This is a genomic window from Thainema salinarum CENA647, assembly GCF_057732415.1.
The window spans coordinates 1116085-1133532 of record NZ_JBYJZJ010000022.1 but is presented as its reverse complement, the minus strand read 5'-3'; the positions used below and the strand labels follow the sequence as shown (position 1 = coordinate 1133532).

Here is a 17448-nt window from a genome sequence, read left to right as displayed (position 1 = left end):
TGTCGATGGGGAACTCTAGATTTGTCGAAAAATATGAGCAGACTGTGAAGTATTAGCCTTGATAGCAGCCAGTTTCTCATTTTGAAGGGAATTATAAGCAGGATTACGTCATTTAATTCCCTACACACATGGCTGCGACTATCTATTCCGTTATCAACACAAATGACAGTGGTATCGGCTCTTTACGGCAGGCAATTTTAGATGCTAATACCAATCCTGGAACCGATACAATCACGTTTGATGCTAGCCTCAGCGGTCAAACTATTTTACTGACTGGTGGAGAGCTGACGATCAGTGATGCAATCATGATCAGTGGTTTAGGGGCTGATCAACTGACCGTCAGCGGAAACAACGCTGCCCGTGTGTTTAATATTAATGACGGGACGAATACTCAGCTAAATATCACGCTTAGTGGTCTAACGATTACGGGTGGAGTAACAACTGGTAGTAATGATGGTGCGGGCATCTGGAACCGTGAAAATTTAATCCTCAATAACAGTATTCTGAGCGGTAATACGTCCGCTGATGATGGCGGAGCCATCCGCAATGACGGCACCCTCTTCATCAGTAACAGCACGCTAGCGGGTAACAGCTCCGTAGGCACGACTGTTACCAGTGGTGGTGGTGCCATCATCAACACAGTTGGGGCCAGTACAACCATTGAGAACAGTACTCTCAGCGGTAATGCAGCTCGTAACGGGGGAGCTATCCGCAACGACGGTATTCTTGTTATTGCCAACAGTACCATTAGCGGAAATACCGCGAATCTTGGAGTTGGTGGGGGCATTGCTAACACTGTGGGTAACGCCACAATTAGCAATAGCACGATTACCAACAATTCAGCGTTTGCCGGAGGGGGTGGAGTTTATAACGCCGATCAAACGGTTACCACCACATCAACGGTCACCAGTACGATCATTGCGGGCAATGTGAATGGCAGCGACATTGGCGGCGCAAGTTTTACAAGTAATGGCAACAACTTAATCGGGAATGGAGCTGGGGCTAGCGGCTTTACCGATGGAACTAACGGCGATTTGGTCGGTACGGGGGCAAATCCTATCGATCCGGTTTTAGGTGCATTAGCGGATAACGGTGGTTTAACTCAGACTCATGCGCTCCTCACAAGTAGTCCCGCGATTGATGCGGGCAGTAACCCAAATAGTTTGACAACAGATCAACGCGGTAATGGATTTTTGCGATCGCAAGGTACCGGTATCGATATTGGTGCTTTTGAGATTCAGTCAACATCAACAGCGACAAACATCACAGATTTCGACGGTGATAATCAGCCTGACATTGTCTGGCGCAACGCTAGCCGAGGATTGACCAACATCTGGTTTACCGATGGCTCCGAAAAACTAGGAGGTGGCCCCGCCGGTGATACGGTCTCCAGCCCAGATTGGACAACTGTCGGAGTCGGTGATTTTGATAACGATGGCCAGCGCAACGATATCCTCTGGCGCAACACGGCAGATGGTCGCAATGTCGTCTGGTTCATGGATGGTGTCAACAAAGTTGGGAGTACTCCACTCGATGCCGTCACAAATACAGATTGGCAAATTCAAGGCGTCGGTGACTTTGACCACTCCGGCTTTGCTGATGACATCCTCTGGCGCAATCAGACCACTGGCAAAACGATTGTCTGGACCATGAATGGCACCACAAGGGTCGGCAACATTGACTTTGGCTCAGTCAGCACCGCTTGGAAAGCTCAGGGTGTGGGTGATTTTGAAGCCGATGGCAACATTGACGACATCGTCTGGCGCAACTATCAAACGGGACAGACTCTGGTTTGGACGACCGATGGCACCCAGAGGACTGGCAACTTCACTTTTACTGATACAGCTCCGACGAGTTGGGAAGTCGAAGGTGTGAGTGATCTAGATGGAGATGGAGTGGTTGATGACCTGCTGTGGTTCAATGAGTCAAACTACAATGCCGTGAGCTGGTTTATCGACAATGGAGTCAAGACGGATAATTCTATTGTGGCTTCGGCTGGTGCAGGTTGGGATGCTGTGATTTAAGCGAAAACTAGGAATAACGACGATTAGCGAGCCCAGGGTGAAGGTTCATTTAGGGCATCCTTGACGGCTGAGCGGCGTTCTTCTCGGCTACGGCGAGGGCGGCGAGTAGTAATTGAAACAACATCAGCTTCGTTACTTTCACGTGCCACTCGCACGAGCAGAGCCGCTGTAATCAGACTCGCCAGAACTGAGTTGCCGCCGTAGCTAAACAGGGGAAAGGGTAAGCCCGTTGTGGGCAATGCGCCAGTCGCGACACCGATGTTTAGGAACGCTTGTCCTACGAGTAGAACCGTGCAGCCCATTGCAATCAAGCGGTAGACCTGCTGCTGGGATTTGAGCGCAACTCTTAAGGCGACAGTGGCGTAAGCCACCAGCATGAGGAGCAGTAGCGCACAGCCCACTAGACCAAATTCTTCCGCAAATACAGCAAAGATGAAGTCTGTGTATTGAATCGGCAGATAAAACAGCTTCTGCTGCGACAGGCCAAAGCCAGTGCCCCAAATGCGGCCAGAGCCGACAGCAAGCAAACTTTGCACAAGCTGATAGCCGTCTTGTCGCGGATCGGCCCAGGGATTGAGGAACGATGTGACCCGTTTCCGCTGATATTCATTACTGCCAATGCTGATTATTGCTAGCATTAAACCTGCGATCGCAGTTCCGGCTAGGTAAAAGTAGGGAATATCAGCTGCTAGAGCAATCAGCCAGAGCAGCATACCGCAAAGGGCTGCGGTACTGAGATTGGGCTGTAGCAAAATGCAGCCGAGGGTCAGTGCAAATAGGCTGAGCCAAAAACCCCGCACCAGCGGCGTGAGACGATGCCATTTCCCGAATACGTAGGCTCCCTGCAAAATCAAGAAGGGTTTAATCAGCTCGGATGGCTGAACCAGGAACTTACCGAGAGATAACCAGCGCGTGGCTCCATTCACTGTCGTACCAGAACCCGGTAGCAAAGTGGCAACAATCATGCACAGGCAAATAATCAGGCCAATGCCCGCAATGCCCATTAGGTATCGCACAGACGTGCGCACAATTAAGCCAAAACCAACCATGCCAATGGCGACCCAGACCAGCTGGCGTTTGACGTAGTACAGGCCATCGCCAAAGTCGGCATCTGCGATCGGATATGAGGCAGAAAAGAGAACGATCAGTCCCACCGAAAGCCAGAGAAAGGTCAGCCACTGCAAGAGCCTCGCTTCAAATGACCAGGTTTTGACGGCAGGATCGAGAAAGGGAATAAAACGACGAACGTCCACAGGGCAAAAAATTATCGTAGGTTGGGCTAACAGGGTGAATGGCTATTGCGCAACTGGAATGTTGTCGAGCTGTAGGCGTAGTCGTTGATCGGGATAGTCGGTCAGCGTGAGTGATAAAGACTTGGACGTTTGCAAGAGGTCGGCAGGAACGCGCACCTCACCAGCAAAGACAGGGCTTTCAGGTTCAATTTCAGTCGGCAACCCTTCAGTACTGACGCTGAGAGACTGGCCGTTTTCGTCGGTGACGTTCATGAAGCTATACAGGAATTCAAAGGGTTCCACGCCTGTATTCTGCATTTTGACATCGAGAATGAGCGTGGCTCCCTGCCGCCGCACATCCTGAACCTCAAAGGTAACGCCTCGGTCTTCCGCTTTGATAGGGAACTGATCGGAATTAGCCGGAGCGCTCTCATCTGCTGCGACTGGAGCTGCGGCTTGCTGCTGCTGTTGAGCCTGCTGCTGGCGCTGAGCCGTAATTGGGCCAGTCCTGCCTTCCATGCGGGCTTGAACTTCGGCCAAAATGTCACTTTCTTTTAAGAAAACGAGGGTTCCTTCACCGTTACTGTTCCGTCGCGCCATGTTGTTGGTCGGGCGTGTATCCGGTTGGGTAATGCCTTTTAGCGCTTCGCGACCAAGCCGATAGCCCCATGCTGAACTAACAACTCCGGCTCCAATCATGAGAGAGAGCAAAATGAAAGTAAAAACAACGGCTGAATTGATTCTCATAGTAAGCGCTGGCCTTTGGCCGTATCGTAAGTTTCGACTGAATGTGGGTTGGCTGGAAGAGGCGACGATCTGCAAGCGGAGTTTGAGATCGTGCTAGAAATTTGTGCTTGCCAGTATATCGAACTCTTTTCAATCTGCAGCAGCATCAGTGTATTTTGTAAATCTATAGCTCTATAGCTCTATTGAATAGCTAGTAAACTAAGTTGATCATGAACAGGGTTGATTATGAACAGGCCACCCCGCTGGGGTGGCCTGTTCATAATCAACTTAAAGTTTGCCGTACTAGATCCAGGATTTGAGCCACCAGCGCTGTTGGAGGGCGTCTGGTGATAGGGGTAAGCCGAGATAGAGGGGAAGCCAGAATAAAAATGCGATCGCAACTCCCACGATTAACACTAGGCCAGCCAGCCGGCGAGCCTGATAGCGGCTCAATAGCCAGCGCGTGATCACCTCTGAAATGGCCAACAGCGCGAAAATGGCAGCCGCCATATAGTGGTAGAGAAAGAGACAGCGGCTAACCAAAGCCCAAGGTAGCCAGTTGGCCATGTAGTTAACCAATAAATATCCACTGGTTCACGTGGTGATGCTGTTAATGCCGGTACCGAAAAAGCCAATCGGATAGTTTACCCGTGGCATCATCATCAGCCAGCGACCAAAAATTTGGCCCAGTCGAAGCACCAGTTGGAGACTAATCAGCAGCATCGCCACGGTTGAAAACCACCACAGCAGCGGGTTGCCTATCGCATGGACATCAAAGGCAATCGTACGGACGATATTCGGGGACTGCAGGATGGCTGAGTTTAAGTCAAGCCCCTCTGCCCAAGTTGGCACTGATTCGCCAGCGGTAAACGACTGGTAGAAATAGGCGACGGGACGCAGCATCAGCGGCCAAGTAAACCAGGTCGAGCAGTACGGATGAGTTTCGCTGCCGCCGCCGACTCGCTGGTGGTAGCCCAGCATTTCCTGATGCAGCAGCCAAAAGCTACGTGGGTTGAACTGCAAGTGGGGAATCCAGAGCAAGCTGTACATGATAATTGGCAGCGCAATCCAGTACACAGCGACGGCGTGAGCCGAATAGTCCCCTAATCGAGGCAAGATAGAGCGCTGGACGGGAGAATCTTCTGAGCGCAACCAGTGGCTGAGTTTGGCAAATGACCACAGCACGACTAGACCAAGCCAAAATCCTAAGCCGTTCCACTTGACTGCGATCGCACATCCCAGGCTAACTCCAGTCGCCACTTGCCAAAGCCATCGGTTGGATTGCTGAACCGTTAGCGATCGCAACATGCACCAGTGGCTGAACAGGCCAAATAAAAGGAGATAGACATTTAACAAGGCATAGCGCGACTCCACCAGCAGTAGGCCATCTAGAGTGGCTAGCCCACCTGCGACAACGCTGTAGAGCTGACGATTGGGCGCGTGAGCATTTAACTGATAGGCGATACCAGCCACGATTAGCGGAATGAACGAGCCGCTCAGGGCATTCAGCCAGCGATAGCTGATCGGCGTGAGCGTGAATCCAGCTAAATCATGGGACGGAGCCTGCTCAATACCGGGAAAATACTGGCCTAACCAAATTGCGATCGCAATTAGATATTTGCCCAGCGGCGGATGGGCATCAAAAAAGGGCGTTTGTGTCAGATAATGATGAGCAAATTTGGCAAAATAAATTTCGTCAAACACCAGGTCGTTGAAGCGACCCAATCCCCAAAAGCGCAGCATCAGCGCCATCAGCCATATACCGAGTAATGCCACCCCGAACCACGGAATTGCCCAGCGATGGAGCTTGGTGGACAGCACGCCTAAATCCTCGGCAGTGGTTGATAATCCTGACAGTGAATCGCTTGTTCAGAGGCGGCCTTGGTGGGATGGACGGGGCACTTGAGGCGATGATCCCCCGTATAATACTGGCAGTTTGGGCAAGGGATTTCGTGCATTTGCTTTGCGATCGCAACCGTATCGCGAGTCACGGAAAGCAAATTCCACGCCATCAGGCCAATCAGTCCAGTCCCAACAACAAATCCCATCGGCCCCAAAATGGCGCGTAAGCCGTCAAATAAGCCATTCGCAACCTGATGAATAAGCGGCAGCATAAACCAAGTAATCTAGTACAGTCAACTAATCATGTTAATCCAAACTCAGCTTGGGCAATTCCTCCTAAGAGCTTAAGGAAATCTCAGGGTTTGTCTTATCGTTAGATGCAATCTCATACAATTGCGATCTCATACAATAACGTTCACTTTGGGTTTGTTTTCCAGCAGCTCTCAGAGAGGGGTACAAGAGCAGGATACAGACAACGGTGAAATTAATCCGTTTCTCATAAAACTAATCCGCTTCTCAGGTTAGATTAAATCCCCGGTTTCAAGATGGAGATTAATTCATCCTGCTACTCAGTGCCTTCTGACCAAGCGAAGATGCTGAGAACCCTTTTCTGACAGGGCATTGATCGGGTTGCGGCTGAGGTGCGATCGCACAGTTGCTGAAGAACAACCGTAAAAAGATCTAAACTCCGACCGGAAAACCGGGGTTTTATGGCAGGATTGAAAGACAACTGAATTTTGTTGTGATGTTTAAACGGGGAATTGTGTTATGTCGCTGTTACTAGGGGATGTCGTCCCAGATTTTGAACAAGAGTCAAGTGAAGGTAAAATTTCCTTCCATGAGTGGATTGGAGATAGCTGGGTTGTGCTATTCTCCCACCCCGCAGACTATACGCCAGTTTGCACCACCGAACTCGGTATGGTTGCCAAGCTGAAGCCAGAATTTGATAAGCGCAACGTTAAGGTCATTGCACTCAGCGTTGACGATGTTGACTCTCACATGGGCTGGATTAAGGATATTGAGGAAACTCAAGGCACCCCAATCAACTATCCCATCTTGGCTGACGCTGACAAGAAGGTGTCTGACCTGTATGAGATGATTCACCCTAACGCCAACGCGAAAGTGACGGTGCGGTCGGTCTTCATCGTTGATCCTCAGAAGAAACTGCGTCTTTCTCTGACCTATCCACCTGCAACTGGACGGAACTTTGATGAAATTCTGCGGGTGATTGATGCGCTGCAACTGACTGATAACTATAGTGTTGCTACTCCCGCTAACTGGAAAGATGGAGACGACTGCGTTGTTGTCCCCACTATTCCAACCGACGAAGCCAAGCAGAAGTTCCCGAAAGGGGTAACTGAAGTGAAGCCCTACCTGCGGATGACACCTCAACCTAACAAGTAATAGTTCACACCCGATCCGCCAAGAAAGAACCCGCACTGTCTTCTGTGAAAGTCAGGCGATGTCTTGACTCGCACAGAAAAGAAATTGGGGTCGATCAGCGGATTTCCGATCACATAATTCCGATCACATGCTGGAGTCAGCTCTGTTAGGACACGGACGTTTTTGTAGTGCGGCAAAGCCGCGCCACAAAAGGTTCTAACCAATATGACTATGGCTACAATAGTGAACTCATTGCTAAACGAGAAAGATCGATAGTAAAGCCCCGCGCCAGAGTGGCGTGGGGCTTTGCATAATCAAGCGTTAATTGGATAGTGCTGGATTTTTAGCCGGAATGATGTGGAGCGCTGCTCCACATCATTCCGGCTTCAGATTAAGCCCCGCCCTTTATTGAACTTGACGAGAACCAGCGGGACAGGCAATTGCAGTTGCAAAATTGTCACCAGCGGCATCAAGCTCCGGCGGGCCAGGTGGAGTCATAGACGGTTCTTCTGTCTCACATAAAACCGCGACGGTAGTTTGTTCCGGCCCACCTGAACCAGTAGAGCTAGGTAAATCAACTAAAAAGACGGCTCCTGAATAGCTGTTCAGTCCTTCGATTTTGGCCTGCGCGATCGCAACTACACTTCTGGCTGCATCCGATTGCGGTACGACTGAAAATCGGTAATTTTCAGTTTCACCCGGAATGCTAACCATCAGCGCCTCTAGGCTATCAGCAAATTCGTTATTTTCCAGATAGTATGCCTGCTGCGCCCGATTCACTGTACCCAGATACTGTCTCCCTTCAGCTTGGCGAGCAGCTTCCTGCTGCTGTTGCAGAATTCCCTGCATGCGCGATCGCACATCAGCCTTCGTTACAAGTGCGGTCTGCAGCGAGTCTACCGCCGAGTCTTCCAGTTCAGCATCGATCAGAAACGCATTGGTTAAATCCACCCCCGTCATTTGCGTTCCCATGAATGTGGCATATCGCAGATCAGCCCCTGGCAAAGACGCATTGGTTAAATTGGCATTCGTCAAATCTGCGGCCTGCAGATTAAGCGGCTCGAAAAAAGCAAATTGATCAATCAGCGCTCGCTGAAACTCATACTGCTCTGTTTCTGACTCGCAAAAAGCAGCGAACTGATCTTCCCCTAGCAAATCCTCTAACTCGTAGGACGGATCGCATAAATCAGTGCCTAAAACGGACAGCAGTGTAAACGTTAGGCAACTGGTTGGATCACTGGAATTGACCTGAGCAAATCCCGGCGTTGAGCAGATATCTAAACTGTATGCATCGGTTAAATCGGCTCCGGCTAAAATCGCCCCCCGCAAATTGGCTCCCGTCAAGACCACCTGACTCAAGTCAGCCCCGCTAAAATTGGCACGCGTTAAATCAGTCCGGACAAAGCGGGCACCACTGAGATTCGCCTCACTCAAATTAGCCCCCGTGAAATCGAATCCCGAAAAATCAACACCGCTTAAATCACAGCCTTCACAGGCATTGGTGCGTAAAAACTGGCGGACGTGGTCAGGATTAGCGGCCTGCACCGCTGTAGCTAGCCCACCAGCCATCAAACCGGAAATTGTTAAGGCAAAAAGCCATTTCATCACATAAACCTATGAGCGCGATCGCACCCGATTGTACTGGATGCGATCGCGCAGACTGAAAAACGATAGAGCAACTTAACCCATCGTGCGTTTAACATGCTCCATTACCCGCTGCTTTGTCGGTGGAGATGACGCTGAAGACGACGCCAAAGACTGCCAGCTCGATGAGCTAGGCGTCACGAACTTAGTATCATTCTCGTACCCCATCTTGATATTGGCCGTCAAATTAATATGATTCTGGATTTGCTGCTTGCGATCGGGTCGGATCATGAATGATTATCTCTGTGCGTTCTGCATATTTCTCTCTATGAACAAATGCTAAGAACTTTATCCACCCAGCAAATCATTCGATCAGCCGATTCCCTGACACACGCCAACCAACATTTTTTGTAATAGGGGGTGACAAACGCAAAAAGATGGCATATATTATTGTTGTGTGTGAGGAGCGAACCAGTGAGGGCACCGAGACGAAACACGGCCAGTCGTCGGTGCCCTTTCTGCATTTAAATTTCTTGCAACTCTATTGAAACCTTAAGCAAACAGCCCAGATAGCGTTCATACGGCTAACGCAATCAGTCAGCTACATCTTCTTAGTCGCTGTAATACCTGCACGTTGCCGGAACGGTCTAAAGATTGAGCGACCACCTGGCCGACACTCCAGTGATTAGCAATCATCAATTCAATAAATTTAGTTTTCTCAAAGAAAAATCAGCAATAGAACCCAAAAGAGGGGTCAATCCCCTCAGGTCAGATACTCCTCACATGGTAGCCTTTGGGCTATGAATGAGGTACAGGGTCAATATCGAGCCAGCTATTTTGTCTTACTGGCTGCTCTCTGGATCACCATCTTAATGGTCATGATCAAGCTCTGGGCAGGCTGGTCGGCTCGCTCGTTTGTGCTGCTCGCAGATGCGCTGCATACAACTATTGATATATTTAGCATCATTCTCAGCCTGATTGCTGTTGCGTTTCCTCAACGCACATCAGGGCGGGTTGTACTGGGCTACAGTCGTGCTGAGGTCTTCGGTACGCTGCTATTGGTCGCGATTCTTGGCTATGTCGGCATTAGCTTGCTGATTGGGGCAATCCAGCGAATCTTGGTTCTGCTAAACTCTGCTCAAGCGTCCCAACAGTTATGGTCAGTGGATGCGTCTTGGCCGCTGGTTCAGCTAGTTCTAGTTGTTGCGGTTGTGACTATCTGCCTCGCGCTATTTGAGCGCCATGAGGCTAGAGTTTTGCACAGTGAAGCGCTGCGGCTGAATGCCAATCATGTTCTATCCGATGCCTGGTTGATGTTTGCCAGCGTGGCAGGTTTGGCCGCTGTCGCCGCTGGATGGAACTGGATTGACCCACCGCTAACGATTATTTTGCTACTTGCGGCAATACAGAGCTTCTGGCAGGTTTTGAGCCAGCAGATACCGCTGTTTGTTCAGCAAACTGCGATCGCACCCGATGTGATTAATCAGTTAGTCAGCCAGTATGAAGGCATTACCCGCTGCCGCTGTTTAAAATCGCAGGGGGTGGTCGGTCGACACATCTACGTAGAGCTGCATGTTGATGTTCATCCTGACTTTATGTCAGTTGTCCGTAACATTGCAGAGCGGATCGAAGCTGTTATTCGGCAACGCTATGGGCCAGGATGTGTTCGCATTGGCATTAATCGCGATCGCAGAATCACCGATCCATCGGCCACAACTGTTATGCCTGACTTTCAGGATGATGATAATTATGACGATGTTTTCTACAATCAATAAGTAGGGTAACGAGAGGTAGGGGAAGAAGCAGGACTCTAATATGCCTCCCGATTTAGTGAGGAGAAACTCGTGAAAAGCGGGCAGAATAAGCCATTCAACCTCGCCAATTGCCACTTTACCGCTGGCTGATTCACTGGTCGATTCAATATCTGTTCAGTATGAATGACGGTCATGACAGGTTTTGTGATAGTCCCTGTGTCCGTACTTGTGATCCGTATCAGTACAGCGATTCGAGTCACTATGCATAATGACTGTAATCCTTAAGCCAAGCATGCAACAGATTGAATGCAGCACTTCGTCTAAGTTGGGAATAGGTTCACAAAATGTGAAGCTACTGCCTGAAGTCTGGATGATCCGGCGGTTTCACGCAGCCAGTTTCATATAAGGATGTAGTAAAGTTTGTATAAAGCAAAGACTAACTTGTCGCCCTTCCACCCCTATGGATAGCTCCACCCCATCTCTGCCAAATATGCACCAGGCTTTGAAAGACTCCAAGCTAGCGCATTTGTGTGGTTCTGAAACTCTGCTTCATAATCGTTATCAAATTTTACGAATATTAGGTCGCGGTGGATTTGGCGTCACGTTTTTAGCTCGAGATGCAACGCTCCCCTCTGCACCCCTTTGCGTTGTTAAGCAGCTTTGTCCAAAAGTCAGTACTCCGATCGCACTTGAGCGAGCCAAACGGCGATTTTGGCAGGAAGCGAAGACCCTCAGTCAGGTGGGAAATCATTCTCAAATTCCGCTGCTGCTCGATTATTTCACCATTGACGATGAGTTCTACCTAGTTCAAGACTACGTTCGCGGCACAACTCTCACTCGTGAAGTTCGTCGCTCTGGCCTGTTTTCAGAAACAGCCGTCAAGCAGTTTCTGCGTGAACTTCTACCCGTTTTGCAATACATCCACAACCGAGGCGTGATTCATCGCGATATTAAGCCACCCAATATCATTCGCTGTCGGGATGATGGGCGGCTGGTGCTGATCGATTTTGGGGCTGTGAAAGATCAGCTAAATACGGCTGAAATGGAACTGTCTAAAGCAGCTTCGACTCAATTCATCGGCACGGTTGGCTTTGCGCCCCCAGAGCAGGTGGCACTGCGACCAACATTTGCCAGTGACATTTACGCGTTGGGTGTTACCTGTCTCTATCTGCTTACGGGCAAAACGCCGCTAGAGTTTGAATACGACGCAGAAACTGGCGAAATCGACTGGCATTCACTCGCTAGCGTGACGCCTCACTTTGCGGCTATTCTCGACAAGATGATGAAGGTATCTCTATCTGAGCGCTATCAGCGAGTCGATGAAATTCTGCGTGCCCTAGATTTAGAATCTCATCTAGATCAGCTTTCTCAGTGTATGCATACGCTACCCCATCCGACACTAGCTAATCGTGTGGCTGCTAGCCAAATCTATGCTGACGAGGTTCCGTCAATGGGAGGTGGAGGACGCGGTGTCGCGAATGGTTATCATACCCCGACCCAACGGGCAGCAGCTCAGATCCGCAGTTGGCGATCGCGGTTACAAGAACGAGAAAAGCGCCGTTCCCGTAGTTCATTTGCTTATCCGACGATGCCGATGTAGGGATCGTCGCTGAACGTTAGCCAATTAGTGCTGCACAGTGCCGTGCAGACAATACTCAGCTTGTTTTGAACCAAGGCTTTGCATAATCATGGTTGATTCTGCTTCGCGATCGCACGTCACCCGTCAGCTTGCAGCCCAAGAAATTACAGCCAGCAATTTCCAACCGTTTGGTCAGGTCATTTTCCCTTCTGAAGACGGCACAACTTATGGGGAGGAAGATGCCCAGCTTGAACTGAGTCAGGGTATACCCCGCTTTTACATCATGCGGCTGCATCAGCGGGGACTGAGATTCCATACGATTACCCGCCATCAGCGCTGTACCCAGTGTCTTGGATCGCTAGCTGGACAAACCTGGTATATTGCGGTCGCCCCACCATCGGGAGAAATGGCCCAGCCGGATCTAGAGCAACTTCGGGCATTCCGGATACCTGGGAACTGCTTCATCAAGCTGGAAGTTGGCACCTGGCACGCTGGCCCTTATTTTGAGGCCGATACGGTTGATTTTTACAACCTAGAACTTAGCGACACAAACATCGTGGATCATCAAACTTGCAATTTGGTGACGACACATCACCTAGAGTTCGAGATTCAACCTTAATCCCACCGTCCATCGTTATCACTCATCATGACCCACTCCACTAAATTCACGTTGCTACAAGTCAACTTTCGCCATCCCACTGCGTCTAACCCAGCGGATCAGCAGGCGGCAATGGAGCGGGCACATGCGATCGCACATGTGGCGGGTCTATGCTGGAAAACCTGGATTTATAACGCTGAAACATCGGAGCTAGGCGGTATCTACATTTTCGAAGATGCTACTAGTGCCCAAGCCTATTTGGATGGCCCAATCTTTACGAGTCTCAAGCAGTTACCTGGTGTGGAAGACATGCAGGTTAAAGTGTTTGCCGTTGACGAAGCGAAAAGTCGCCTCACCCATTCGCCCCTGCCCACTGAGCCTTAGGGTTTTAGCGCTTAAGCGAAGATAGTTCAGTTACAGCTATAGCGATCGCCTATTTTAGTTGAGACACATCAGTGATCGACATTTAAGCACTCAACCGTTTGAACGTTCGAGCGCTTGAGCGTTTTCAGAACTTCCCAATGTTCAAACCAATGTGACAGCGCTATAGCTCATCCTCGCCACCCACTGCATCATCGGGGAAGCCGTAGAGATAGGTTTAAAAAGAAAATAGCCTGATCCCTAAAAGCCCCCAGGATCAGGCAGTCTCACTGTAAGGACGCTTTCCTAGCCAGAAGCACAACAGCGATTAAATTGCCCCCTTAATGCTGTGCGCCTCTGAGTGCGTTCTCCAGATGTATTACTATAATCGCTTATCTCATCCATTTCGGCGTCCACACATATACGCAATTCAAAATTTCCCATCCTAAATTTCGGATGTTAATTTAAGTGAATTCACGCTTTGATTTTACAAAGAAATCCTGTGAGCCTTGCAACAGAAGACTTTTCAGCGTTTAGCAAATTACATCGACTGGCTAAAAATATAAGTATTACAAATACAAAATACTCGGTATGTTAAAAAAGCCAAAGCTCTAGATTGTATTCCAGGAACAGATTTAGCGACGATTGAGCGATCATCTGACAAATTGCTCGCGACAAGATTGATTTATCTGATGACGAACCGCTAACAGCATGACTGAGTCATGACGCTATAGTAGGATTGTTGAGATTTGTTGACTGGGTTCCCGTTAGTTGAGCTTGATTCAGTCCTTATTCAGCTCGATTGTTACAAAACGTTTTACTTTCAGTAAGAGTAATTAGCGTAATCAACGAATGTTTCGTGAGCTAGCGATTAATTTGGCAGAGTCTACTTCAGAAATTTCGCATCCTAATTTGCCTCCTAATGAAATGCCGTATCACATCCAGCAGGCTCGACGGCAGGATGTTGATGCACTCACCGATTTGCTCATTTCTAGCTTCTATACCCCATTTGATGGCATGACTCGGTGGCTATATCCGCTACTGTATTTTGGCATTCGTGAAGATTTGCGGGGACGACTGCGATCGCAGAAGCCGTACTATGCCTGTTTAGTCGCCACTCATGCTGCTCATGCTTTGAATGATACGCCTGTGAGCAATACCGCTGTTGCCCCCTCCTCCTCCTCGGGCCTAATTTTAGGCACCGTTGAAATCGCTTTGAAGCAAACCTATCCTTGGCAGATCCAACCATCTGATAGTCTCTACATTTCAAACCTGGCGGTGCGGGCGGGATATCGACGTCAGGGTGTTGCCCAGGCTCTGTTGCAGCAGTGTGAGCAGATGGCTCGTACCTGGCGCTTTCGGTTTATTTATCTGCATGTATTAGAAACCAATGTGAAAGCCAGAAGTCTATATCGCAAGCTAGACTATCGGCATCACGCAGTCGATTCTGGATTGGGTTCCTGGTTATTGGGTCAGCCAGAGCGGCTGTTGCTACAGAAAAAACTGTTGTCTTAGCGCTAGAGTGATCATCCATTAGTTGCATTGAATCCCATGCCTATTGACACTCCAACCGAAATTCTTCAGCAACTGAAGCAGGGAGAACTGCTGATGGTCGATCGGCGGCGGCGAAATGGTCTAATTATCATTAAGCCGTTTTATGCTGAATTTGCTGGCCCAGGCGCAGCGGTTGGTGGGCCCTTTGACCAAGACTGCCAGCAGGTTGTACCCGTAGGTGATATTTCGATGTTGAAGCCCCAGTCCCACCAGGAGCGGCAAGAAGCATTTTTAATTCGCCGCCAGTGGATTAAGCTGACGCAGCAGTTTACCGATGAGTCAACGGCTTTGAAACGAGCGCAAATGTTGCTCATTCAGTTCGAAAATTACTTTGGCTACTCGACCATTGAGCAGGTTACAGACGATGCCTTTGCTCTATTGGTTGGTGTATTGCCCCGCACAATCCGCATGGCGCGTCGTCCGCCGAATAAGCTGAATCTAAAGGCCAAGGTGTAGTGTGGTGCTGTAGCGCGACCCGCTTAGCATAATTGGCAGAAGGCTTGTATGGCATCCCAAATGGCAGTGCGATCGCAAACCAGACCGTGATCGCCCTCCAGTTCAATCAGTTGGATCCAAGATCGCGCCGCTGCATGATCGCGACTGGATCGGATAGGAATTACGTCATCTTGACGACCATGCAGGAGCAGCGTCGGTAGCGATCGCTGTAAATCCTCCTCGTCGTACTGCATAGCGTCTTTGATGAAATCGTAGCGCAATGGCTGAGTCGTTTGAAAACCGTGATGATAAACCTCTATCTGCCCAGCTTGACGCCACTGCCGCATTTGTTGCGACCCCAATTTGGGTGTCCAATGAGATAAAAAATCGAATGCTGGAGCTAACAAAATGAGTCGCTGCACTTGGGGGCACTGTTCCGCCACCCAAGCCGCCGTCAAACCACCAAAGCTTGAGCCAATTAGCGTTACAGCTTGGTCTGCTAGCGGAGCAAGTATCTGTTTAGCCTGTTCAATTTGCCGCGTTAGCGTCAGGTCAAGAAAGCTCGGCTGATTCAAGTCGGGAATCTGCAGCTCAATTTGATGCTGCTGAAAGCAAGCCTTGAGAAACTGTGCCTTCTGAGATTGAGGGCTGGATGCAAAGCCGTGGAGATAAAAATAGATATCCATGCCGCGATAAATATCCCAGCAGAACGGTGACAGCAGGAGAATTAAGCTTCAGAATAACGCAGGTTGTTGTATCAGCGAATGCTAAGTTGGGGGGCACCTGTCTTTTAAGATTGGGATCACTGCGCACATTGTCGTCTTAGTGCAAACTTAACCCAGAACTGCAAGACTGAGAAATCTTGCCGATGCAAATCATACGAATCCACTCAAGAAACCAGTTTTTATCTTTGTGAACGTTAGGCTATCTCTAACGTTCACAAAGATAAAAGCAATTTGGGTTCTTTTGAGTCGGATTCAGTATCAGTCGGGATCAAATAGAACCTGGTGATAGAACCCGAAGATTAGTTTTTGCAAACAGGTTGCGGCACCAGCCTTTTGTGAAACCTTAAGATTAGTGTTTAGGAGCGGATTCGGTACAAGTCCAGCAAAGCCAAGATTACGAGAACTACGAGAGCCGAACCAACGCCATTTAATTGTTGAAACATGGATTTACTGGAATATCAAGCCAAAAATTTATTTGCAGAGCAGGGCATCCCGGTGTTGCCTGCACAGCGGATTCGCCAGCCGGCGGAGATTAAGGGGTTGCGTATTCCATATCCAGTAGTACTGAAGTCTCAGGTGCGGCGCGGTGGTCGGGGTCGGGCCGGCGGAATTCGCTTTGTTGAAAATACAATTGATGCGATCGCAGCCGCTCAGGCCATTTTCAACCTGCCCATTCTGGGCGAATATCCCGAAATTTTGCTGGCAGAGGCGAAGTACGATGCTGAGCAGGAGTTTTACTTGGCCGTATTTCTGGATCGGTCACTGCGTCGTCCAGTCCTGCTCGGCACCCAGCAGGGCGGCATCGGCGTGGATAAAGCCATCGATACGATGCAGCGAGTCGTGGTGAATCAAGAATTTTCACCCTTTTATGCTCGCCGATTGGCTGTCAAGATGGGACTCAAGGGCGAACTGATTCTGTCAATCAGCGCCATTCTGGAAAAAATGTATGGCTTATTCCTAGACAAGGATTTAGACGCAATTGAAATCAACCCGCTAGCGGTCAGTGCCACTGGGGAGATTATGGCGCTAGACGGCAAAATCAGCGTTAATGATTATGCTCTCCGCCGTCATCCCGATCTCATTGAGCTGACTAGCCAGATTGTGCATCAAACAGGCAGCAAACCCGTAGAAGATCAACTGCGTGCTGTTCATCTCGTCTCGTTTGAACAGGGTACGATCGGCGTGCTCTGTAATGGTGCGGGAGTGGCAATGGCGACACTAGACGGCATCTATCAAGCAGGCGGCCAACCCGCCAACTGCCTGAATTTGGGCCATGAGTTTAGCCACGATTGGAATGCGGAGGGATTTTGCGATCGCGTTCGCGAAGGTTTGGAACAGGTGATCAAAACGGGCTCTCCCGAAGTCGTTCTGATTAACCTTCTGTGCTACATCCCGGACTGCACGACCGTAGCCGACATCATTTTGGACTACATGAAGCAGCAATCTACCTCATCGCCTCACTTCATTTTGCGGCTTACGGGCAGTCAACAAGCTGAGGCCGCAGAGCAACTAGCAACGGCGGGAATTGACGTTGTCTTTAGCTTCGAAAAAGCCATCCAGCAAGCCGTCAAGCTTGGCGACAAAGCAAATTAGGTTGACTTTTGTCCCACTGATTCCAGCTTCATCAACTGACTGACTGTGCCCGACTGGCG

The 17448-nt window shown here is 49.6% G+C and carries 15 protein-coding genes and 1 pseudogene; 9 read left to right on the top strand and 7 right to left on the bottom strand.

The window, feature by feature from the left end; all coding sequences use genetic code 11:
• Window positions 1-128 precede the first annotated feature (128 nt).
• Window positions 129-2024 carry a choice-of-anchor Q domain-containing protein gene (locus AC286M_RS11750; protein ID WP_488204572.1) on the top strand — a complete coding sequence of 632 codons (1896 nt, stop codon included), beginning with the start codon at window positions 129-131 and terminating at the stop codon, window positions 2022-2024.
• A 23-nt stretch (window positions 2025-2047) separates the two neighbouring features.
• Here the strand turns inward: AC286M_RS11750 and AC286M_RS11745 are convergent, their stop codons facing one another.
• The 4 genes and pseudogenes from AC286M_RS11745 to AC286M_RS11730 all read right to left on the bottom strand — a co-directional run bounded on the left by AC286M_RS11745 (window position 2048) and on the right by AC286M_RS11730 (window position 6096).
• Window positions 2048-3277 carry an FtsW/RodA/SpoVE family cell cycle protein gene (locus tag AC286M_RS11745; protein WP_488204571.1) on the bottom strand — a complete coding sequence of 410 codons (1230 nt, stop codon included), beginning with the start codon at window positions 3275-3277 and terminating at the stop codon, window positions 2048-2050.
• Between the two features lie 42 nt (window positions 3278-3319).
• Window positions 3320-4003 (bottom strand): hypothetical protein, encoded by a 684-nt coding sequence (locus tag AC286M_RS11740; RefSeq protein ID WP_488204570.1) that lies wholly within the window; start codon window positions 4001-4003, stop codon window positions 3320-3322.
• Between the two features lie 282 nt (window positions 4004-4285).
• A pseudogene (locus AC286M_RS11735) lies at window positions 4286-5725 on the bottom strand (phospholipid carrier-dependent glycosyltransferase).
• An 80-nt stretch (window positions 5726-5805) separates the two neighbouring features.
• On the bottom strand, window positions 5806-6096 hold the full coding sequence (locus AC286M_RS11730) for a hypothetical protein (protein WP_488204569.1): 291 nt from the start codon (window positions 6094-6096) through the stop codon (window positions 5806-5808).
• A 496-nt stretch (window positions 6097-6592) separates the two neighbouring features.
• On the opposite strand from AC286M_RS11730, the gene AC286M_RS11725 reads away from it, so the two are divergent.
• Window positions 6593-7228 (top strand): peroxiredoxin, encoded by a 636-nt coding sequence (locus tag AC286M_RS11725; RefSeq protein WP_488204568.1) that lies wholly within the window; start codon window positions 6593-6595, stop codon window positions 7226-7228.
• 384 nt (window positions 7229-7612) lie between these two features.
• Here the strand turns inward: AC286M_RS11725 and AC286M_RS11720 are convergent, their stop codons facing one another.
• Window positions 7613-8812 (bottom strand): pentapeptide repeat-containing protein, encoded by a 1200-nt coding sequence (locus tag AC286M_RS11720; RefSeq protein ID WP_488204567.1) that lies wholly within the window; start codon window positions 8810-8812, stop codon window positions 7613-7615.
• A 75-nt stretch (window positions 8813-8887) separates the two neighbouring features.
• On the bottom strand, window positions 8888-9082 hold the full coding sequence (locus tag AC286M_RS11715) for a hypothetical protein (RefSeq protein WP_488204566.1): 195 nt from the start codon (window positions 9080-9082) through the stop codon (window positions 8888-8890).
• 509 nt (window positions 9083-9591) lie between these two features.
• Here AC286M_RS11715 and AC286M_RS11710 point away from each other — a divergent pair.
• The 6 genes from AC286M_RS11710 to AC286M_RS11685 all read left to right on the top strand — a co-directional run bounded on the left by AC286M_RS11710 (window position 9592) and on the right by AC286M_RS11685 (window position 15092).
• Entirely contained in the window at window positions 9592-10566 is a 975-nt protein-coding gene (locus AC286M_RS11710; protein ID WP_488204565.1) for a cation diffusion facilitator family transporter, read from the top strand.
• Between the two features lie 439 nt (window positions 10567-11005).
• Entirely contained in the window at window positions 11006-12145 is a 1140-nt protein-coding gene (locus AC286M_RS11705) for a protein kinase domain-containing protein (RefSeq protein ID WP_488204564.1), read from the top strand.
• Between the two features lie 88 nt (window positions 12146-12233).
• Entirely contained in the window at window positions 12234-12743 is a 510-nt protein-coding gene (locus tag AC286M_RS11700) for an ureidoglycolate lyase (protein ID WP_488204563.1), read from the top strand.
• A gap of 27 nt (window positions 12744-12770) precedes the next feature.
• On the top strand, window positions 12771-13106 hold the full coding sequence (locus AC286M_RS11695) for a YdhR family protein (RefSeq protein WP_488204562.1): 336 nt from the start codon (window positions 12771-12773) through the stop codon (window positions 13104-13106).
• An 828-nt stretch (window positions 13107-13934) separates the two neighbouring features.
• Window positions 13935-14597 (top strand): GNAT family N-acetyltransferase, encoded by a 663-nt coding sequence (locus AC286M_RS11690; RefSeq protein ID WP_488204561.1) that lies wholly within the window; start codon window positions 13935-13937, stop codon window positions 14595-14597.
• 36 nt (window positions 14598-14633) lie between these two features.
• A complete protein-coding gene (locus tag AC286M_RS11685) occupies window positions 14634-15092 on the top strand; it encodes a hypothetical protein (protein WP_488204560.1) in 459 nt (152 codons plus the stop codon).
• A gap of 23 nt (window positions 15093-15115) precedes the next feature.
• Here AC286M_RS11685 and AC286M_RS11680 read toward each other — a convergent pair whose 3' ends face one another.
• Entirely contained in the window at window positions 15116-15757 is a 642-nt protein-coding gene (locus AC286M_RS11680; protein WP_488204559.1) for a YqiA/YcfP family alpha/beta fold hydrolase, read from the bottom strand.
• A gap of 480 nt (window positions 15758-16237) precedes the next feature.
• Here AC286M_RS11680 and AC286M_RS11675 point away from each other — a divergent pair, with 480 nt between their 5' ends.
• Window positions 16238-17389 (top strand): ATP-grasp domain-containing protein, encoded by a 1152-nt coding sequence (locus AC286M_RS11675; protein WP_488204558.1) that lies wholly within the window; start codon window positions 16238-16240, stop codon window positions 17387-17389.
• The last annotated feature ends 59 nt before the right edge of the window (window positions 17390-17448 follow it).